This window comes from Janthinobacterium sp. PSPC1-1 (assembly GCF_049897625.1).
Classification (GTDB): Bacteria; Pseudomonadota; Gammaproteobacteria; order Burkholderiales; family Burkholderiaceae_D; genus Janthinobacterium; species Janthinobacterium tructae.
In genome coordinates, this window is sequence record NZ_JAFCWP010000010.1 from 204419 (window position 1) to 223506 (window position 19088).

The following is a 19088-nucleotide window of genomic DNA, read 5'->3' on the forward strand; positions in this document are numbered from 1 at the left end:
GGATTACAACATAATATGTTGATATTTGTTCGTAGTATAGTTACTATGTCCCTGCTGGAAAGAATTCTGGCCAGTACATTCGGCCACGAATGACTAGATAAAAAATAACTACTGAGGAGACTTACCATGCTGCATCGCACCATGTTGAAGGCCGTGTTGAAGACACTGCCAGCTGCCATCGTCTTAGCCATCGCCAGCGGTTCCGCTGCCGCCGATCCAATGTATCCATCCGACTCCGAAGGCTTCCACGGCTACCTGCGCGCCGGCGCCGGCAGCAATACGTCGGGCGACGGCGGCTCGCAAGGCTGCTTCGGTCTGGGCGGCAATACCATGAAATACCGTCTGGGCAATGAGTGCGACGCCTACACGGAATTCGGCTACACCAAGTCCGTCGCCAAGTCCGGCGGCGTGAACTACCTGGCCACCATCTGGGTCAACGCTTACGCGCCAAACTCCGATTTCGGTGACAACAAACTGGGCATCGTCAAGGCCTACGTCGAAGCGCAGGGACTCGACTTCCTGAACGGCGGCACGGCCTGGATCGGTAAACGCTTCTACTACCGTCCTGACATCCACATGCTGGATCTGCAGTACATCAACATGAACGGCACGGGCGCCGGCCTGGACCGCATTCCTGCGGGCCCGGGTAAATTCTCGTATGCCTTCTTCAAGGACAACGACATCAAGATCGCGTTGCCGAACGGCGGCGTCAACACCAAGTCGGCCGTGCGCCAGAACTTCATCTTTGGCGAAATTCCCGTCAATGAAAACGGCACGCTGGACCTGGCCGCGACCTACATCATCGGCGAAGGCAAGGACGACGTCCTCACGGGCAAGCGCAATAACGGCTGGCAACTGTCGGCCTTCCACCGTCAAGGTAAAGTATTCGGTGGCGGCAACACCTTCGGCGTGCAGTACGGCGTCGGTCCTGGCACCGGCAATGGCGCGCAGTTCGGCGCTTCGGGCGACACCAATTTCGGTTCGGACGTGAAACGCACGCGCATCTTCAATGACATGGCGATCCAGCCGATGGCCAATTTCGGCATGGAATTCGTCGCCCTGTGGCAAAAAGACGAGTCGAACGCCAAAGGTTCCTCGACCTGGACCTCGGTTGGCGTGCGTCCTGTGTATGCATTCACCGACAACTTCAAGCTGGTGGGCGAACTGGGCACGGACAGAGTGACGCAAGCGGGTGGCCAGCCGGCCAAGCGCCTGACCAAGCTGACCATCGCGCCGACGATCTCGGCCGGTCCTGGCCTATGGTCGCGTCCTGAACTGCGCGCTTTTGTGACCTACGGCAAATGGAACGATGCGGCTACCGCCTCGGTCAACGCGTCGAACAACGGCGGCCCGATCTACAACAACAATACCAGCGGCACGTCGTATGGTTTCCAAGTGGAAACTTGGTTCTAAGTTTGCAGGCTTTGTAAGTGCAGATCAACCTGGCGCATCCTTCGCGGATGCGTTTTTGGCGCCGTCCCGTGATATAAATACGATGTAAGCATGTCATGGATCACTGCGCCGTCTTTTCACTGAAGATGATGCCCGTTTGCAAGCGGGTCTGAGTACAAGAGCGCCGGTACAGGCGCAGATTTCACCTTTTTCGGCCCCCGTATGCCGAAGCCCCCTAAAAGCTTGATCAAAAAAGGAATGTGGAGATGAAACTGAAATTCAAGATTACCCAACTGGCCGCACTGACCACCCTGGCATTTGCCGGCAGCGCCTTTGCGACCGACGTGGAAGTGTTGCACTACTGGACCTCCGGCGGCGAAGCGAAGTCCGTGGGCCAGTTGCAGCAAATCGTGAAGGAAAGCGGCTTCGGCTGGAAAGACTTCGCCGTGGCTGGTGGCGCTGGCGAAAACGCCGCGACCGCGCTGAAAACCCGCGTCATTTCCGGCAACCCGCCAACGGCCGCCCAGATCAAGGGTCCATCGATCCAGGAGTGGGGCGCGGAAGGCGTGCTGGCGAATATCGATGATGCCGCCGTTCCAGGCAAATGGGATGCCGTGCTGCCGAAAGTCGTCGCCGACATCATGAAATACAAGGGCCACTACGTTGCCGCTCCCGTCAACGTCCACCGCGTCAACTGGATGTGGGTCAATCCGGAAGTGCTGAAAAAAGCCGGCGTGGCCACCACCCCGACCACCTGGGATGCGTTCTTCGATGCGGCCGAGAAAATCAAGAAATCGGGCGGCATCGCGATCGCCCACGGCGGCCAGCCATGGCAGGACGCCACCGTGTTTGAATCGGTCGCGCTGGGCGTGGGCGGCACGGAATTCTACAAGAAGGCCATCCTCAAGCTGGACCAGAAGGAATTGACCGGCCCGACCATGCTCAAGGTGTTCGACACCCTGGGCAAGGTGAAGACCTACATCGACAAGGATGCAGCCGGCCGCGACTGGAACCTGGCCACCGCCATGGTCATCAACAACAAGGCTGGCTTCCAGTTCATGGGCGACTGGGCCAAGGGTGAGTTCACGGCCGCCGGCAAGGTGCCGGGCAAGGATTACCTGTGCGTGGCAGCGCCTGGCACGGACAAGGCTTACACCTTCAACATCGATTCGTTTGCCATGTTCACGCAAAAGGATGCGAATGCGAAGAAAGGGCAGATCGCCCTGGCCAACGCCATCATGAATCCAAAGTTCCAGTCGATCTTCAACCTGAACAAGGGTTCCATCCCCGTGCGTTCCGGCGTTTCCAAGGACAAGTTTGACGCTTGCGCCCTGAAATCGATGGAAGACATGGACGCCACCAACAAGACCGGCGGCCTGGTGCCATCGTTCGCGCACGGCATGGCGCTGCCATCGGCCACGCAAGGCGCCGTGACCGACGTCATCGCCAAGTTCATGAATACCAACATGAGCTCGAAAGACGCGGTTGCTGCATTGGCCAAAGCGGCAAAGGTGAAGTAATCACGCCGGCGCCGGCACTCCCGCCGGCGCCCGCTGCATCGCATGCATCGCAGGCGCCCGCCCTGGCGTTCGTCCAGGCCGGCGCCACACGCAGTTCTCTCTACGGCTCTCCTATGTCCATACGCAAGCAATTCGACCGATGGATACCGCAGATGGTGCTGGGCCCCACGCTCATCGCCAGTCTGCTGTTCGTCTATGGTTTTATCTTTTTGACCGGTTGGCTGTCGCTGACCGAATCGCGGCTGATGCCGAACTACGAGTTCGCCGGCCTGGTGCAATACGTCGAGCTGTTCGACAATGAGCGCTGGTGGACCTCGCTCAAGAACCTCGGCATCTTCGGTGTCCTGTTCATCGGTTGCAGCATCGCCATCGGCCTGTTCCTGGCGATCCTGCTGGACCAGAAAATCCGCGCCGAAGGCGCGCTGCGCGCCATCTACCTGTATCCGATGGCGCTGTCCTTCATCGTCACCGGCACGGCCTGGAAATGGATGCTCAATCCCAGCCTGGGCCTGGAAAAGGTCATGCACGACTGGGGCTGGACCTCGTTCACCTTCGACTGGCTGGTCAATTCCGACATGGCCATCTACACGGTGGTGATCGCTGGCGTGTGGCAATCGTCGGGCTTCGTCATGGCGCTGTTCCTGGCCGGCCTGCGCGGCATCGATGATGAAATCATCAAGGCCGCGCAAGTCGATGGGGCATCGCTGCCGACGATCTACTGGCGCATCGTGATTCCTGCCATGCGGCCCGTGTTCTTCAGCGTGCTGCTGATCCTGGCGCATATCGCCATCAAGAGCTTCGACCTGGTCATCGCACTGACGGCTGGCGGACCTGGCAACTCGTCGTCCGTGCCGGCCATCTTCATGTACCAGTTTTCCTTCACCCGCGGCCAGCTGGGCCTGGGCTCGGCATCGGCAATGATGATGTTGGCCACCATCGTGGCCGTACTCGTGCCGCTGATGTACCTGGAAACGCGCAGCGCAAAGGCGATGAGATGACACACACTCCTACACGTAACAACAAACTCACCCTGGGACGGGTGGTGTTGTACCTGCTGCTGATATTGTTCGCGGTGTACTACATCGTGCCCCTGTACGTGACCCTGTCGACGTCGTTCAAATCGCTCGACGAGATCCGCAGCGGCAACCTGCTGGCCTTGCCGCACGTGTGGCAGTTCGATTCCTGGTCCAAGGCCTGGTCTTCGGCCTGCACGGGCGTCACCTGCGACGGCATGCAGCCGTTCTTCTGGAACTCGATCAAGATGGTGATACCCGCCGTGCTGATCTCGACCTTCCTGGGCGCCTTCAACGGCTATGTGTTCGCGCACTGGCGCTTCCGTGGTTCGGAAATGCTGTTCGCCGCCTTGCTGGTGGGCTGCTTCATTCCGTTCCAGGTAGTGATCCTGCCGATGGCGCGCCTGCTGGGCGAATTCGGCCTGGCCAATACCACCACGGGTCTCGTCTTCGTGCACGTGGTGTATGGCACGGCCTTCACGACCCTGTTCTTCCGTAACTACTACATCGGTGTGCCGGAAGAACTGATCAAGGCGGCGCGCATCGATGGCGCCGGCTTCTTCCTGATCTTCCGCAAGATCGTGCTGCCGATTTCGGGTCCGATTTTCGTCGTCTGCATCATCTGGCAATTCACGCAGATCTGGAACGACTTCCTGTTCGGCATCGTCTTCGCCAGCGGCGATTCGCAACCGATCACGGTGGGCTTGAACAATCTGGTCAACACGTCCACGGGCGTGAAGGAATACAACGTCAACATGGCGGCCGCGGTGATTGCCGCGCTGCCTACCCTGCTGGTCTATCTGGTCGCAGGCCGATATTTTGTGCGCGGTCTGACCGCAGGCGCAGTCAAAGGTTAAGGAAATAATATGTCCAGTTTATCGATACGCGGTATCCGCAAGGTGTACACGAATGGCGTCGAAGTCCTGAAAGGCATCGACATCGAGATCAAGGATGGCCAGTTCCTGATCCTCGTCGGCGGCTCCGGCTCCGGAAAATCGACCTTGCTCAACATGGTGGCCGGCCTGGAAAGCGTCACCTCGGGCGAAATCCTCATCGACGGCAAGGTCGTCAACGACCTGCCGCCGAAGGACCGCGACATCGCCATGGTGTTCCAGTCGTATGCGCTGTATCCGTCGATGACGGTGCGCGAAAACATCGCGTTTGGCCTGAATGTAAAAAAGGTGCCGAAGGCGGAGCAGGAAGAAATCGTCGCCCGCGTCGCCGAGACCCTGCAGATCACGCACTTGCTGGACCGCCGTCCGGCGCAACTGTCGGGCGGTCAGCGCCAGCGCGTGGCCATGGGCCGCGCCATTTCGCGCAAGCCGTCATTGTTCCTGTTCGACGAACCGCTGTCGAACCTGGACGCCAAGCTGCGCGTGGAAATGCGCGCCGAGATCAAGCTGCTGCACCAGCGCCTGAAAGCGACCATCGTCTACGTCACGCATGACCAGATCGAAGCGATGACCATGGGCGACCTGATCGCCGTCATGAAGGATGGGGTGGTGCAGCAACTGGGCACGCCGCAGGAAATCTATGACAATCCGGCGAATCTGTTCGTGGCCGGTTTCATCGGCTCGCCATCGATGAATTTCATTACCGTCAAGCCTGTCATCGAGGGTAACGAGGTATTTGTCGCCATTGAAAACGCGGGCAAGAGCATGCGCCTGGCCTTGCCTTTCGATGCCGACAAGCTGCGCGCCTACGCGGGCCGCGAGGTGGTTCTGGGCGTGCGTCCGGAACAGATCACGGACATGAGCAGCGCGCACGGCGACGTGGGCCAGGAACTCGGTTGTCTGATCGACCTGGTCGAGCCGACCGGCCCCGACACCTTGCTGACGACGCGTCTGAACGGCGCCGCCGTCACTTGCCGCACGCATCCGCGCGAAGCCGTGCTGCCGGGGCAGACCATGCAGCTGTCGTTCAACCTGTCGAAAGCGGCCCTGTTTGATCCGGCCAATGGCGAACGCATCGCGTAAACGGCACTTGCCATAGAAAACGGCCCGCCTGTCAGCTGACAGGCGGGCCGTTGTTGTTTGCGCCGGCGATTATTGCGCCAGCGATTTCCTGTACGCGATGGCGTAGCCCAGCTTGCCTTTGTTCTGCGTCAATTCTTCCAGCGTTTCTCGCTCGACCTTGTCCAGTGCGCCCAGGTCAGCGGCGCTCTTTCCGCCGCTGACGATGTCATCAGGCCGCAGCGCCACCATGGCCTGCGCCGCTTGCAGGATGACGCCGGCATACGCGGCGCGATCAAGCAGGTCGATGCGCGCCAGGTCCAGCGCCGGTTTGTCGCGCAACCAGCCGGCCCAGTAAAACTCGAGAAATTCCGCGGCCTGGGCAGGCGGCTTGTAGCCGATCTCGCGCGTAAAGTAGACGAGCGAGCGGTACGGGTCGTCGCCCAGCGCCGCCAGGCCGATGGCGGCCGGCAGTTGCTGCGGCGTGATGGCCTGGTTCCTGCCATTTTTCAGCCATACCTTGTTTTCTGCGCGCATGCGCTTCCAGAACGCCGCTTCGCCCAGCGCGCTGAAATTGTCGCTGACCTTGACCCAGACTTTCAATTGATGATTGCGCCCGCCGTCGGCCTCCCAAAAGGTGGAAAACGTGTGGTGGCCATCGGTCAGGTATACGACGCCGCGCGGGCCGATGACGACGCTCTTCATGTCGTCCGGACGGCTGCCCACGGCCGCCTTGCAGCGGTAGCTGGCCGGTGGCGCGGCCAGGGTGGCACCTGGCACATTGGCCGTGTCGGGCAAGACGTCGCCCTGGCCATTGGCTTCGCACAGGTCAGCGAATTTCTTCGGCCTGGCGATGTCGGCGATGTGTTTTTCTTCGGCCGCATAGCGTCCCAGCTTGTAGTACACCTGGTCGTAGCCGATGGCGGGCTGGGTCGGATGCAGTTCATCGAGGCGCACCTGCAGGATGCGCGGATGGGCGGCGCTGCCCACGACGGTGGCCATCAGCGCCTGCTGGCGTGCACTCGGCGTCGGTGCCGTGGCGAGGGCGGCATCCTTGGCCCACGCCGTTTGGCTGAAGAACAGGGCCAGCAGCAGGGCGCTGGCAGTGTGGGTGGTGTGCATGCGACTCTCCTGTGTGCGCCTCATGCCAGCAGCGCGCTGGGCACGCGCGGCGAGGACATCAAATCGCGGAAGGCGGCCCAGTGCTGGGCGCGCGTACCGCCCTGGCGTTCGACATAGGCTTTCGCCATGTCCTGGCCCAGATTGTAGTTGATGACATAGGCTCCCATGGCATCGTAGAACTGCAGGCGCTGCGCCGATTTCTCGGCCGGATACAGGCGCACGTTGACCAGCCATTCCAGCGCTTCTTCGCGCGTGATGCTGCCTTCGAGGTACTGGCGCGCGATGTCGTTGTCGGCGTAGCCGAGTTTGGCCAGCAGCGCATTGAGTTGCGCATAGCGGGGCGCCAGCGCCGGGTCCAGGCCGGCCAGCGGGTACAGCACTTGCTGCTCGAAATTCAGTCGTTCTGCATCCGTGAAACTCAGTTCGATGCCGTAGTTGGCCGTGCCTTCGGCGATCAAGGATTGCGGCGAATACAGCGGATAAATGCAGTACTCCATCCAGCCTTTGCCGCGCACCAGGTCGCGCTCGAGCAGCACGTTGTAGACGTGGTGGCCCGGATAGGCTTCGTGGCAACCGAGATCGACGGCGCGATCGATATACACGGGCAAGTCCGTATTGATCTGGATCACGCTCTGGTAGTTGCCCTTGTACCAGTTGTAGCCGCTCCACGGCTTGTTGCTGACGAATTCCAGTACAAAATCTTCGCCTTCCGGCAGGGCGATGTACTGCAGGGTGCGTTCGCGGCCTGCGCGGATGGCCGCCTCCATGACGGCGCGCAGCTTGTCGGCGGGAATGACGAGTTGCGCGCGCAAGGCGTTGACCCTGTCGCTGACCGTGCCGTCGCCGGGCAGCAAGGCGTCGATTTCCGTCACCAGTGCCTCGTACCAAGCGCGGCTGTGGTGGGGCGAAACGGCGTCGTACAGGCATGCGCTTTCCGTATCGAAATCGAGGCGTGCTCCCTGCAGCATATCGGCCTTGGCCACTAAGGCTTGCAACTGCTTGCGCAGGTTGACGGCGCGCAAGGATGCGTCATCAGCCAGCAGGGCCAGCGCCGCGTTTGCGCCATCCTTGATATCGCTCAAACTCCGTGGCTGTTTGACCACGTCTTGCTGCCATGCGGGCGGGCCGTAATACGCATCGACATATGAGGCATCGTGCTGGCCCATGGCCAGGACCAGCTTGACGTAGCGTTCGGCCACGTGGGCGAGGGAAGGGGAGTTGCTGTCGTTGTGCGTCATGGCGGCAGGATTTTTCGCGGTTGGGCAGCGCTTATTGTATAGCGCAATCGGATGTGTGTAAGGCGTGTACGCGCCACATCATTTCTTTACACTAACTTGGGGAACGCATCTTGATATACATCAGTGATCCCGGCATTCGGCACCTGCGTCACGCGGTTTGGTCGCAAGATGGCGTGGTCTTTTGTATTCACGTGATTTTCTCCTTGATCTTTTTTCGTTTATGGACGAATATGATGTTTGAGATCCGGCACTACCTGACGTCATCGGGCAGGGATTTATATACGGAATGGCTGAAACGCCAACGCGACAATACGGCCAGGGTGGCCATCGTGCGGCGCGTGCTGCGTATGATTCCCGGCAATTTTGGCGATCACAAGTTTTGCCACGACGGCGTGTGGGAATTGCGCATCGATGTGGGTGCAGGCTAGCGTATTTACTACGCCATTGCCGGGGAACAGATCATTTTATTGCTGTGCGGAGGCGACAAGCGCACGCAACCGAAAGATATCGAATACGCCTGTGCCTGCTGGCACGACTGGAAGGAGAGAGGACATGCAAGAGGATGTGAAAGAGGTCATGAGCAAACCACCGAGAGACCGCTCGCATGACGAGGCAATGGCTGAGCTGTACCGCGACGATCCCGCCTTCGCCCTTGAATTGATCAACAATATCCTCGTCGATGGCGATCACGGCGAACTGCTGGCCGTGCTGCGCCAGCTGACGCGCGCCTTTGGCGGCGTGCCTGCCGTGGCACAGGCGGCCAAGCTCAATCCTACCCAGCTGTACCGCACCTTGTCGCCCGAGGGCAATCCCTCGCTGAGCACCTTGACGGCCATCCTCGATGCCATGGGCTTGCGCCTGGCTGTGGAGCCCAAACAGCCCGAACGTCCATTTTCTGCACCGGCTGCCTGAGTCCACTGGCGGCTTAAAACTCGACGGGCCGTGCTTCGCGCATGGCTTGCGTCATGGCCAGGCCGATGCGCGTCGCTTCCGTCGCATCGTGCAAGGTCAGTGACAGGGTGCGCCGGCCCAGCGCCGCATCCGTAAACTCCTGCGCCTCAATCAAAAAGGCGTCGGCGAAGCGGGCATAGAAGTCCGGCGTGCATTCATTGCGCACGCCATGCGCATCCGAAATTTCCACCCTGTTCAGACGCGGATTGCTGCCCACGGCCAGACGGCCGCCCGTACCGAACACTTCCGTCAGGGTTTCATGGCCATGCGCCATGGTGCGCGATGCCATGAAGCTGGCCATGCTGCCATCGGCAAACTCGACCGTGGCCAGGCCGTTGTCGACGTCGCCGAACGCCTGCAAGCCCGTGTGGATGGCGTTGGTGCCGCTCGCATACACGCGCTTGGGCACGGGATTGCCCAGCAACCAGCGCGCCAGGTCGATGTCGTGCACGCTGCAATCGAGGAAGATGCCGCCGCTGGTGGGGGCGAAGCGCATGAAGGTACCGCTGGGGTCGTTCTGGTCGCAGGTCTGTGAACGCACGAGGTAGGGCTTGCCAATCAGGCCCTGGGCGATCTTTTGCTGCGCGTCATGGTAGCTGGCGTCGAAACGGCGCACGAAGCCGATCATGATGGTCAGCTGCGGGTGGCGCGCCGCTTCCGCTTCCACCCTCAGGCAGTCTGCCAGGTCCAGCGACAGTGGTTTTTCGCAAAATACGTGCTTGCCGGCGCGCAGGGCGGCGATGATCTGGTCCGCATGCAGCGAGGTGGGCGTGACGAGAAACACGGCGTCCAGGCCCGGATGGGCCAGCAAGGCGTCGTAGTCGGCATAGCCGGTGGTGATGCCCAGTGTGCTGGCGGCCCAGTCCAGTTCGGCTTGCACGGGGCTGCAGGCGGCCACGACTTCGGCATTCGGCACGCGCTGCGCCAGGTTGATGGCGTGGCGCTGGCCCAGCCGGCCCAGGCCGACGATGCCGACTTTTAATGTTGGGGATGACATGCTGTCTCCAGATATTTTTATTATTGGTTTATAAAGTTACGACGCCAGGGTCACGACACGACCCTCGCGCCACGACAGGGTAGCGGCTTCGGCCAGTTCCAGCGCCTTCAAGCCATCGTGGACGGTGGTGCGCAGCGGCGTGCCGTGGCTGAGGGCGTCAAAGAAGTGCGCCATTTCCTGCGCGTAAGCCACGCGATAACGTTCCAGGAAAAAATCTTCCGGCTTGTCTACGCTGACATTGACGGCGCCATAGGCCGTCACTTCCGTCGGCTTGTGGTTGCCCGCTTGCAGCATGCCGGCGCTGCCCAGCACTTCGAAGCGCTGGTCGTAGCCGTAGGCGGCGCGGCGCGAGGCATTGATCTGGCACAAGCGTCCCTTCGCCGTGCGGATGGTGACGACGGCCGTGTCCAGATCGCCCGCCTCGCCGATGGCTGGATCGACCAGGCAGCTGCCCGTGGCGTGCACGCTGACGGCTTCGTCGTCGAGTATCCAGCGGAAGATGTCGAAATCGTGGATCAGCATATCCTTGAAGATGCCGCCCGAGACCTTGATGTAGCTGACCGGTGGCGGGCCAGGATCGCGGCTGGTCACAATGAGCAGCTCCGGCGTGCCGATCTCGCCCGCCTCAATCCGTGTCTTGACGGCATTGAAGGTGGGATCGTAGCGGCGCTGGAAGCCCAGCATGCACATGACCTTGGCTTCCTTGACGGCGGCGGCGCAGGCGCGCGCCCGGTCCAGCGTCAGGTCGACGGGTTTTTCGCAAAAGATGGCCTTGCCGGCGGCGGCCGAACGCAGGATCAGGTCCGCGTGTGTGTCCGTGCTGGAAGCGATGACGACGGCCTTGATGGCCGGGTCGGCCAGCGCCGCTTCCACCGTGGCGCTGCTGCCACCATGCAAGTCGGCCAGCGCGGCCGCCGCCTCCTGGTTGACGTCGACCACGTACTTGAACTGCACGCCGGGTTGGGCAGCCAGGTTGGCCGCGTGGATTTTGCCGATGCGTCCGGCGCCGAACAACGCTACTTCAATCATCATGTTCTCCTGGGGTGTGGATTTCTTCGATGTCGAGCTCTAATTTGTATGCCAGCGCGATGAACAGCGCCTGGCACAGGCAGATGGTGCTGGTCAGCGAGCGGAAGGCGAAGGCGCTGCCCTCGGTGACGGTGAGCAGCGCGTCGGCGGCCCGCGCGAGCGGGGCCAGCTTGCTGTCGGTAATCACCAGGACCTTGGCGCCCTTGTCTTGCGCCGCCTTGATGCACTGCTGGGTTTCCTTGCCGTAAGGCGAGAAACTGATGGCGATCGCCACATCGCGTTCGCGCACGCTGCGCATCTGTTCGCGGTGCATGCCGCCCAGTCCGCTAATCAGGTGCACACGCTTGTCCGTGTGTTCCAGCGCGTAGGCGATGTAGGAGGCGATCGGAAAGGACCGGCGCACGCCGATCACATAAATATTTTCTGCTTTTAACAGCAGATTGACGGCCGCTTCCAGCTGAGCGTCGTCGAGTCCTGCCGCCAGGTCGTCCAGGCCAGCACGGCTGGCGCCGACGAATTCGCGCGTCAGGTCGCCTGCGCTGAGGGCAGAGTCGCGCGTGGAAATGAGCTTGCGGATGCGCTGCTGGTAGTCGGGTGTGGCGCCGGCCTGGTCCGTGTACGCCTGGCGGAACACATCTTGCATTTCGGAAAAGCCCGTGTAGCCGAAGCGCTGCGCGAAACGCACGATGGCGGACGGCTGCACGTCGCAAGCCGTGGCGATGTCGCTGATGCGTTCGAGCATCAGGCTGGCCCGGTGCTTTTCAATGTATTGGGCGATGACTTTCAACTGGCGCGACAGATTGTCGTACTCGGCAGCGATATGTTGCATCAGTTGTTCGATGGGGGCGGTGGCTGCCATGTTGTTTCCTTTGTGCTGGTTCTGGCGAGAATTATAGGAGTGAATTCAGAAAATAGAAATGATTTTCTATTTAAATTTATTTTGAAAATTTTATTGCATTTGTCTTTTTTGTGGCCTAAGCTGTGCGCAGTGCATCGGGTCTTTCCGGCTTTCCGGCTCCCCGTTGACACGCTTCAAAAGCTGGCAACTATAAAAATTAATCCTTCAAGGAGACATTCATGCAAAGCAATAAGCGTAAGGGATTTCTGAAGAGCCTGGCCATGCTGGGCCTCGGCCTGGGACTGGGTCTGGGCATGAACGCCAGCCACGCGGCGGGCGAGAAATTCGTGTTGATCAGCCATGCACCGGATTCCGATTCCTGGTGGAATACGATCAAAAATTCCGTCAAGCAAGCAGGTGAAGACTTCAATGTCAGCGTCGACTACCGCAACCCGCCGAATGGCGACCTGGCCGACATGGCGCGCCTGGTCGAGCAATCGGCGGCCCGCAACTACGATGGCGTGATCGTCAGCATCGCCGATTTCAGCGTGCTGCAAAAACCGCTGGGCCTGGTGGCGGCGAAGAAAATCCCCTTCATTACGATCAACTCGGGCACCCTGGCGCAAAGCGAACAGCTGGGCGCCGTGATGCATGTGGGCCAGCCTGAATACGAGGCAGGCAAGGGCGCCGGCGAAAAAGCCAAGGCGGCCGGCATCAAATCCTTCGTCTGCGTCAATCATTACGCGACGAATCCATCGTCGTTCGAGCGCTGCCGTGGTTTTGCCGATGCGATCGGCGTCGACTTCAAGGCCGCCACCCTGGATGCGGGCGAAGATCCGACCACCATCGAAAGCAAGCTGAGCGCCTACCTGCGCAACAATCCGAAGACGCAAGCCGTGCTGGCGCTGGGCCCCACCTCGGCCCACGCTTCGCTCAAGGCGCTGGAAAAAATGGGCTTGAAGGGCAAGATGTGGTTTGCCACCTTCGACCTGTCCGATGAAATCTCGAAAGCGATCAAGGATGGCAGCATCCAGTTTGCCATCGACCAGCAACCCTACCTGCAAGGCTACATCCCCGTTGCCGTGCTGGCCATCATGAAGCAGGACAAGACCACGGACCTGGCCAAGGTACGCGAAAAGCTGATCAATAACGCCAAGTTCAAGGCGCGCCTGGCCGAGTACGGTTTGGCGCCATCGTATGGCCCGCGCCATATCGGTTCCGGTCCTGGGTATGTCACCAAGGACAATATCGGCAAGGTGGAGAAATACGCCGGCCAGTTCCGTTAAGCACCCGCTTTTCAATTCAATCAAGACTTAGTTGTTGTCCCCGCGCGCAGGCAATGCTTGCCGGCGCGCGGGTCCTGCCGCCCTGGAATTGTTGTCGAGGCTGGCAGGTTGCTATAAACAAGGGAGACATAGCATGAGTACCGTGAAATTAAGCGTGGACCAGGGCGGCATGGCAGCCTCGGGCACGCCGCCGCAAAAGCAGGGCACCGATGAGCGCGTGGGGCAGGTCAGCTGGCTCAAGCGGCTGTTCAGCCGTCCGGAATTCGCCTCGATCTCGGGCGCCATCCTGGTGTTCGCCTTCTTCATCCTGACGGCCGGCGACTCTGGCATGTTCAACCTCGACGGCGTGATCAACTGGGCGCAAGTGGCCGCCTACCTGGGCATCATCGCCATCGGCGCCTGCGTATTGATGATCGCCGGTGAATTCGACCTGTCGATCGGCTCCATGATCGGCTTTGCCGGCATGATGATCGCCATCCCTTCCGTGTATTTCCACTGGCCCGTGTGGGCCGCCATCCTGTTCGCCTTTGCCGGTTCGATGGCGCTGGGCTGGCTCAACGGCTACCTGGTCATCAAGACGCGCTTGCCGTCGTTTATCGTCACCCTGGCCTTCCTGTTCATCCTGCGCGGCCTGACCCTGGCCCTGTCCATCATGTTTGCCAACCGCACCATCGTCAGCGGCATCGGCGCGCTGGCCGCCGACGACTGGCTGGCCACGACCCTGTTCCATGGCGAAGTGGGCACCTCGCTGTTCGCCTGGATGGCCAAGGCGGGCTGGATCACGGCGCTCGACAATGGCGCACCGCTGGTCAAGGGCATACCCAAGGTCATCGTCTGGTGGGCCGGCCTGGCGCTGGTGTCCGGCTTCGTCCTGGCCCGCACCCGCATCGGCAACTGGATCTTCGCCGTCGGCGGCGATGCCAACGCGGCCAAGAACGTGGGGGTGCCCGTGAAAACCATCAAGGTATCGCTGTTTGTCTTCACCGCCTTCTGTGCCTGCCTGTTTGCCACGCTGCAAGTATTTGACGTGGGATCGGCTGCCGCCGACCGCGGCATGCAAAAGGAGTTCGAGGCCATCATCGCGGCCGTCATCGGCGGCGCCTTGCTGACGGGCGGCTACGGTTCCGTCGTCGGCGCCTGCTTCGGCGCGCTGATCTTCGGCGTGGTGCAGATCGGCATTACTTATACGAATATCAATTCGGACTGGTTCCGCGTCTTCCTCGGCGTCATGCTGCTGATCGCGGTACTGTTCAACAACTTTGTCCGTGCACGTGTCACGGAAGCGAGATAAGCCATGAGCGAATACATCCTTGCGCTGGAAAACATCAGCAAACGTTTCGGCTCCGTCATCGCCCTGCAAAACGTCACCCTGCGCTTGAAACCGGGCGAAGTGCATTGCCTGCTGGGTGACAACGGCGCCGGCAAGTCGACCCTGATCAAGACCCTGGCCGGCGTGCACCGGCCTACCAGCGGGCAATACCTGGTCGACGGCAAGCCCGTCTGCTTCAATTCGCCGAAGGAAGCGCTCGACCTGGGCGTGGCCACCGTCTACCAGGACCTGGCGCTGGTGCCATTGCTGTCCGTGGCGCGCAATTTCTTCATGGGCCGCGAACCGATCAAAAAAATGTTCGGCGTGCTGCCCGTGATGGATATGGAGTATGCGGCCACCACGGCGCGCGACAAGCTGGCCGAAATGGGCATCATGGTGCGCGACCCGCACCAGGCCGTGGGCACCATGTCGGGCGGCGAGCGCCAGTGCCTGGCGATTGCCCGCGCCATCCACTTCGGCGCGCGCGTGCTGATCCTCGACGAGCCGACGGCCGCGCTGGGCGTGAAACAGTCGTTCAATGTGCTGAAACTGATTTACAAGGCGCGCGAGCGGGGCTTGTCCGTGATTTTTATTACCCATAATGTGCACCACGCCTACCCCGTGGGCGACTCATTCACCCTCTTGAACCGGGGCAAGTCGCTGGGCACTTACACCAAGGAAACCGTTTCCAAGGACGAAGTACTCGACATGATGGCGGGCGGTGCGGAAATGCAAACGCTGATGGCTGAACTCGACGGTGTCACGATTTAAGGATAACCATGAATAACCCGACACAATTTGCCCAGGGCCGCGCGCTCGACGTGATCTGCCTGGGCCGCCTGGCGGTGGACCTGTATGCGCAGCAGATCGGCAGCACCCTGGAAGACGCGACCAGTTTCGCCAAGTACCTGGGCGGCTCGTCGGCGAACATTGCCTTCGGCACGGCCCGCCTGGGCCTCAAATCGGCCATGCTGTCGAAAGTGGGCGACGACCACATGGGCCGTTTCCTCACCGATACTTTGTCGAAAGAGGGCTGCGACGTCAGCCATGTCGGCATCGACCGCGACAGGCTCACCGCCCTCGTCATGCTGGGCATCAAGGATAAAAACACCTTCCCCCTGATCTTTTACAGGGACAATTGCGCCGACATGGCCATCGACCTGGCGTCGGTGGATGCGGCCTTCATTGCCTCGAGCAAAGCGCTCCTGATCACCGGTACGCATTTTTCTACCAGTGCCATGCACGCCGTCAGCACGCAGGCATTGAAACTGGCCCGCGCCAACAACGTGCGCACCGTGCTCGACATCGATTACCGGCCTGTGCTGTGGGGCTTGTCGGGCAAGGCGGACGGCGAAACGCGCTTCGTTTCGAACGAAGGCGTGACCAGCCATTTGCAGGCGATCCTGCCGCAATTCGACTTGATCGTCGGCACGGAAGAGGAATTCATGATCGCCGGCGGCGGCGCCGACATCATGGCCAGCTTGCGCGCCGTGCGGGCCGCCACCCTGGCCACCCTGGTCGTCAAGCGGGGCCCGCTGGGCAGCGCCGTCATCGACAATGTGGTGCCGGCCAGTTTGGATGACGCGTATAACTACCGTGGCGTGCGCGTGGAAGTGCTGAACGTGCTGGGCGCGGGCGATGCGTTTCTGTCTGGCTTCCTGAAAGGCTGGCTGCGCGGCGAGGATTACGAGGCGTGCTGCCGCTATGCAAATGGCTGCGGCGCCCTGGTCGTGTCGCGCCACGGCTGCGCACCGGCCATGCCGTCACCCGTCGAGCTCGACTATTTCCTCGCCAATGCAGCCAAGCTGACGCAACCGGACCAGGATGCCACCTTGTCGCGTTTGCACCGCACGACGGTCGCGCGCCAGCAATGGGACGAGCTGTGCGTGTTTGCCTTCGACCACCGCACGCAATTCTTTGAGCTGGCGCAACAGACGGGCGCAGCCGAGTCGCGTATCTCGGCCTTGAAGCAATTGATGGTGCAAGCCGTGGCGCAGACGGAAACGGCCTTGCAGCTGGCCGGCAAGACGGGCGTGCTGATCGATGGCCGCTATGGCGTCGACGCGCTCAACGATGCGACGGGGCGGGGCTGGTGGATAGGCCGTCCCGTGGAATTGCCGGGATCGAATCCGCTGCAATTCGATTGGGGCCGCTCCATCGGTTCGCATCTGCTCAGCTGGCCAAAGGAACACGTGATCAAGTGCCTGGTGCAGCTGCACCCGGACGACACCGTGGAAAACCGGCTGGAACAGGAAGCGCAAATCAAGGCCCTGTACGACGCGGCGCAAGTGAGCGGTCACGAACTGCTGCTGGAAATCATACCGTCTGAATCCCTGCCGCAAGGCGACGATACGGTTTTGCGCGCCGTCAAGCGCCTGTACAACCTGGGCATTTACCCCGAATGGTGGAAACTGGAAAGCATGCGCGCCGATCAATGGCAAGCCATCGATGCGCTGGTGCACGAGCGCGATCCGTATTGCCGTGGCGTCGTCTTGCTGGGCTTGAATGCTCCGATCGAGAAACTGGCCGCCAGTTTTGAACAGGCCAGTGCCAGCACGACCTGCCGCGGCTTCATGGTGGGGCGCACCATCTTCCAGGAACCGAGCCGCCGCTGGCTGGCCGGAGACCTGGACGACGCGGGCCTGATCGCCGCCGTGCGCGCCAACTTCGAACAACTCATCAGCTTGTGGCAACGCACGCGCAATCGGCTGGAGCGTGCGGCATGAGCGCCACTATTCGGTTGACCATGGCGCAGGCGCTGGTGCGCTATCTGTCGGTATTGCGTACCGAGGACGGCCACCTCCTGTTCGGCGGCGCCTTCGCCATCTTTGGCCACGGCAATGTCGCTGGCCTGGGCGAAGCGCTGTACCAGTATCGCGACAGCTTCCCCACGTATCGCGCCCACAACGAGCAGGCGATGGCGCACTCGGCGATTGCCTATGCCAAGGCGCACATGCGCCGGCGCATGATGGCCGTCACCAGTTCCATCGGCCCGGGCGCCACCAATTTGCTGACGGCCGCCGCCCTGGCGCACGTGAACCGCCTGCCCGTGCTCTTGCTGCCGGGCGACGTCTTCGTGTCGCGTGCACCGGACCCGGTGCTGCAGCAGCTGGAAGATGGCAGCGACGGCAGCGTCTCGGTCAACGATGCGTTCAAGCCGCTGTCGCGTTACTTTGACCGCATCGTGTATCCAGAGCAATTGCTGACGGCCTTGCCGCGCGCCATTGCCGCATTGACGGACCCGGCCGCCTGCGGTCCCGTCACCTTGTCGCTGCCGCAAGACGTGCAGACGATGGCGTATGACTATCCGGCCGACTTTTTCGAGCCGCGCATCGTGCGTTTCCGCGCCTTGCCGCCCATCGAGCAGGAACTGGAAGAAGCGGTGGAATTGCTGAAAAACGCCAGACAGCCGCTGATCGTGGCTGGTGGTGGCGTGCTGTACGGCAAGGCCAGCGCCGCCTTGCAGGCGTTTGCCGAACGGCATGGCATTCCCGTGGCGGAAACCCAGGCGGGCAAGAGTGCCTTGCCGTGGGACCACCCTTTGCAACTGGGCGCCATCGGCGTGACGGGCTCGCCTGCGGCGAATGCGCTGGCGTTTGATGCGGACGTGGTGCTGGCCGTCGGCACGCGCCTGCAGGATTTCACCACGGGCTCGAACTCCCTGTTTGCGCAGGCGCAACTGGTGAGCCTGAACGTCAACAGTTTTGACGCCTTGAAACGCCGGGGCCTGGGCTTGCAGGCGGACGCGACGCTTGGCTTGCAGGGCCTGTCGCGGCTGCTGGGCAGCTGGAACAGTGCGGGACAATGGATGGACCGTGCGCAGCAGGCGGGCAAGGCCTGGCGCGCGACGGTGGCATCCATCACCGGGAAAAGGGAAGTGGCCGGCTTGCCGTATGACGGCGAAGTCATCGGCGCCGTGCAGCGTTCATCCGAGGACTCCACCACCCGCGACATCGTCGTCTGCGCGGCCGGCACCTTGCCAGCCGAGCTGCATAAACTGTGGCGAACGGAAACACCGGGCGGCTACCACATGGAATACGGCTACTCATGCATGGGTTACGAGATTGCCGGCGGCCTCGGCGTCAAGATGGCGAAACCGGATGCCGAGGTGATCGTCATGGTGGGCGATGGCAGCTACCTGATGATGAATTCGGAAATCGCCACTTCCGTCATGCTGGACAAGAAACTCATCATCGTCGTGCTCGATAATCGCGGTTACGGCTGCATCAACCGATTGCAGCAGGCCTGCGGCAATGCCTCGTTCAACAATATGTTGCCCGACAGCGCCCCCACCATCGACTTTGCCCTGCATGCGCGGTCGTTGGGCGCGCTCTCCGAACACGTGGGGTCGATTGCTGAACTGGAACAGGCCATGCTGCGTGCCCGCGCCGCACCGCGTACGTATCTGATCTGCATCAATACGGACGACACGCGCACGACA

17 protein-coding genes are annotated in these 19088 nt (G+C 61.3%); 12 read left to right on the top strand and 5 right to left on the bottom strand.

Annotated elements, in window-relative coordinates:
* The first annotated feature begins 126 nt into the window (after positions 1 to 126).
* The 5 genes from ACP7EG_RS25170 to ACP7EG_RS25190 all read left to right on the top strand — a co-directional run bounded on the left by ACP7EG_RS25170 (position 127) and on the right by ACP7EG_RS25190 (position 5901).
* A complete protein-coding gene (locus ACP7EG_RS25170) occupies positions 127 to 1413 on the top strand; it encodes a maltoporin (RefSeq protein WP_081344739.1) in 1287 nt (428 codons plus the stop codon).
* Positions 1414 to 1658: 245 nt separating this feature from the next.
* Positions 1659 to 2912 carry an ABC transporter substrate-binding protein gene (locus ACP7EG_RS25175; RefSeq protein WP_099759620.1) on the top strand — a complete coding sequence of 418 codons (1254 nt, stop codon included), beginning with the start codon at positions 1659 to 1661 and terminating at the stop codon, positions 2910 to 2912.
* Between the two features lie 113 nt (positions 2913 to 3025).
* A complete protein-coding gene (locus ACP7EG_RS25180; protein WP_071077887.1) occupies positions 3026 to 3910 on the top strand; it encodes a carbohydrate ABC transporter permease in 885 nt (294 codons plus the stop codon).
* Positions 3907 to 4782 (top strand): carbohydrate ABC transporter permease, encoded by an 876-nt coding sequence (locus ACP7EG_RS25185; RefSeq protein ID WP_071077886.1) that lies wholly within the window; start codon positions 3907 to 3909, stop codon positions 4780 to 4782. The genes ACP7EG_RS25180 and ACP7EG_RS25185 overlap by 4 nt, the downstream gene beginning before the upstream one ends.
* 9 nt (positions 4783 to 4791) lie before the next feature.
* Positions 4792 to 5901, top strand: coding sequence for an ABC transporter ATP-binding protein (locus tag ACP7EG_RS25190; RefSeq protein WP_426089793.1), 1110 nt, complete (start codon positions 4792 to 4794; stop codon positions 5899 to 5901).
* A 69-nt stretch (positions 5902 to 5970) separates the two neighbouring features.
* Here ACP7EG_RS25190 and ACP7EG_RS25195 read toward each other — a convergent pair whose 3' ends face one another.
* Positions 5971 to 6999: a ParB/Srx family N-terminal domain-containing protein gene (locus ACP7EG_RS25195; RefSeq protein WP_426089794.1), complete on the bottom strand. Its 1029-nt coding sequence runs from the start codon at positions 6997 to 6999 to the stop codon at positions 5971 to 5973.
* Between the two features lie 20 nt (positions 7000 to 7019).
* Positions 7020 to 8237: a hypothetical protein gene (locus ACP7EG_RS25200; protein WP_426089796.1), complete on the bottom strand. Its 1218-nt coding sequence runs from the start codon at positions 8235 to 8237 to the stop codon at positions 7020 to 7022.
* Positions 8238 to 8467: 230 nt separating this feature from the next.
* On the opposite strand from ACP7EG_RS25200, the gene ACP7EG_RS25205 reads away from it, so the two are divergent.
* Positions 8468 to 8665 carry a type II toxin-antitoxin system RelE/ParE family toxin gene (locus ACP7EG_RS25205; RefSeq protein WP_426089798.1) on the top strand — a complete coding sequence of 66 codons (198 nt, stop codon included), beginning with the start codon at positions 8468 to 8470 and terminating at the stop codon, positions 8663 to 8665.
* A 187-nt stretch (positions 8666 to 8852) separates the two neighbouring features.
* Complete coding sequence (locus tag ACP7EG_RS25210) at positions 8853 to 9149, top strand: DNA-binding protein (protein ID WP_426089815.1); 297 nt, start codon at positions 8853 to 8855, stop codon at positions 9147 to 9149.
* Positions 9150 to 9162: 13 nt separating this feature from the next.
* Here ACP7EG_RS25210 and ACP7EG_RS25215 read toward each other — a convergent pair whose 3' ends face one another.
* Genes ACP7EG_RS25215 through ACP7EG_RS25225 form a run of 3 tightly spaced genes read right to left on the bottom strand, consistent with a single transcriptional unit; the run spans position 9163 to position 12073 of the window.
* Positions 9163 to 10185, bottom strand: coding sequence for a Gfo/Idh/MocA family oxidoreductase (locus tag ACP7EG_RS25215; RefSeq protein ID WP_426089799.1), 1023 nt, complete (start codon positions 10183 to 10185; stop codon positions 9163 to 9165).
* A gap of 36 nt (positions 10186 to 10221) precedes the next feature.
* The gene (gene iolG / locus ACP7EG_RS25220; RefSeq protein WP_426089817.1) at positions 10222 to 11214 is read right to left on the bottom strand and encodes an inositol 2-dehydrogenase; all 993 of its coding nucleotides are present in this window, start codon (positions 11212 to 11214) and stop codon (positions 10222 to 10224) included.
* Entirely contained in the window at positions 11207 to 12073 is an 867-nt protein-coding gene (locus tag ACP7EG_RS25225) for a MurR/RpiR family transcriptional regulator (protein ID WP_099759615.1), read from the bottom strand. Before ACP7EG_RS25225 ends, iolG begins: the two co-directional genes overlap by 8 nt.
* Before the next feature lie 260 nt (positions 12074 to 12333).
* Here ACP7EG_RS25225 and ACP7EG_RS25230 point away from each other — a divergent pair, with 260 nt between their 5' ends.
* The 5 genes from ACP7EG_RS25230 to iolD all read left to right on the top strand — a co-directional run.
* Complete coding sequence (locus tag ACP7EG_RS25230) at positions 12334 to 13338, top strand: sugar ABC transporter substrate-binding protein (RefSeq protein ID WP_426089819.1); 1005 nt, start codon at positions 12334 to 12336, stop codon at positions 13336 to 13338.
* A gap of 169 nt (positions 13339 to 13507) precedes the next feature.
* A complete protein-coding gene (locus ACP7EG_RS25235; protein ID WP_426089821.1) occupies positions 13508 to 14629 on the top strand; it encodes an ABC transporter permease in 1122 nt (373 codons plus the stop codon).
* A gap of 3 nt (positions 14630 to 14632) precedes the next feature.
* Positions 14633 to 15418, top strand: coding sequence for an ATP-binding cassette domain-containing protein (locus tag ACP7EG_RS25240; protein WP_426056012.1), 786 nt, complete (start codon positions 14633 to 14635; stop codon positions 15416 to 15418).
* Positions 15419 to 15426: 8 nt separating this feature from the next.
* Positions 15427 to 17373, top strand: coding sequence for a bifunctional 5-dehydro-2-deoxygluconokinase/5-dehydro-2-deoxyphosphogluconate aldolase (locus ACP7EG_RS25245; RefSeq protein WP_426089801.1), 1947 nt, complete (start codon positions 15427 to 15429; stop codon positions 17371 to 17373).
* A partial coding sequence (gene iolD / locus ACP7EG_RS25250; RefSeq protein WP_426089803.1) for a 3D-(3,5/4)-trihydroxycyclohexane-1,2-dione acylhydrolase (decyclizing) occupies positions 17370 to 19088 on the top strand: 1719 nt, incomplete at its 3' end. The genes ACP7EG_RS25245 and iolD, both read left to right, overlap by 4 nt.

What these genes read in the sequence shown, in the direction of transcription:
- ACP7EG_RS25170 (WP_081344739.1), top strand. Translation starts at nt 127, where the DNA reads ATGCTGCATCGCACCATGTTGAAGGCCGTGTTGAAGACACTGCCAGCT.
- ACP7EG_RS25175 (WP_099759620.1), top strand. Translation starts at nt 1,659, where the DNA reads ATGAAACTGAAATTCAAGATTACCCAACTGGCCGCACTGACCACCCTG.
- ACP7EG_RS25180 (WP_071077887.1), top strand. Translation starts at nt 3,026, where the DNA reads ATGTCCATACGCAAGCAATTCGACCGATGGATACCGCAGATGGTGCTG.
- ACP7EG_RS25185 (WP_071077886.1), top strand. Translation starts at nt 3,907, where the DNA reads ATGACACACACTCCTACACGTAACAACAAACTCACCCTGGGACGGGTG.
- ACP7EG_RS25190 (WP_426089793.1), top strand. Translation starts at nt 4,792, where the DNA reads ATGTCCAGTTTATCGATACGCGGTATCCGCAAGGTGTACACGAATGGC.
- ACP7EG_RS25195 (WP_426089794.1), bottom strand. Translation starts at nt 6,999, where the DNA reads ATGCACACCACCCACACTGCCAGCGCCCTGCTGCTGGCCCTGTTCTTC.
- ACP7EG_RS25200 (WP_426089796.1), bottom strand. Translation starts at nt 8,237, where the DNA reads ATGACGCACAACGACAGCAACTCCCCTTCCCTCGCCCACGTGGCCGAA.
- ACP7EG_RS25205 (WP_426089798.1), top strand. Translation starts at nt 8,468, where the DNA reads ATGATGTTTGAGATCCGGCACTACCTGACGTCATCGGGCAGGGATTTA.
- ACP7EG_RS25210 (WP_426089815.1), top strand. Translation starts at nt 8,853, where the DNA reads ATGGCTGAGCTGTACCGCGACGATCCCGCCTTCGCCCTTGAATTGATC.
- ACP7EG_RS25215 (WP_426089799.1), bottom strand. Translation starts at nt 10,185, where the DNA reads ATGTCATCCCCAACATTAAAAGTCGGCATCGTCGGCCTGGGCCGGCTG.
- iolG (WP_426089817.1), bottom strand. Translation starts at nt 11,214, where the DNA reads ATGATTGAAGTAGCGTTGTTCGGCGCCGGACGCATCGGCAAAATCCAC.
- ACP7EG_RS25225 (WP_099759615.1), bottom strand. Translation starts at nt 12,073, where the DNA reads ATGGCAGCCACCGCCCCCATCGAACAACTGATGCAACATATCGCTGCC.
- ACP7EG_RS25230 (WP_426089819.1), top strand. Translation starts at nt 12,334, where the DNA reads ATGCTGGGCCTCGGCCTGGGACTGGGTCTGGGCATGAACGCCAGCCAC.
- ACP7EG_RS25235 (WP_426089821.1), top strand. Translation starts at nt 13,508, where the DNA reads ATGGCAGCCTCGGGCACGCCGCCGCAAAAGCAGGGCACCGATGAGCGC.
- ACP7EG_RS25240 (WP_426056012.1), top strand. Translation starts at nt 14,633, where the DNA reads ATGAGCGAATACATCCTTGCGCTGGAAAACATCAGCAAACGTTTCGGC.
- ACP7EG_RS25245 (WP_426089801.1), top strand. Translation starts at nt 15,427, where the DNA reads ATGAATAACCCGACACAATTTGCCCAGGGCCGCGCGCTCGACGTGATC.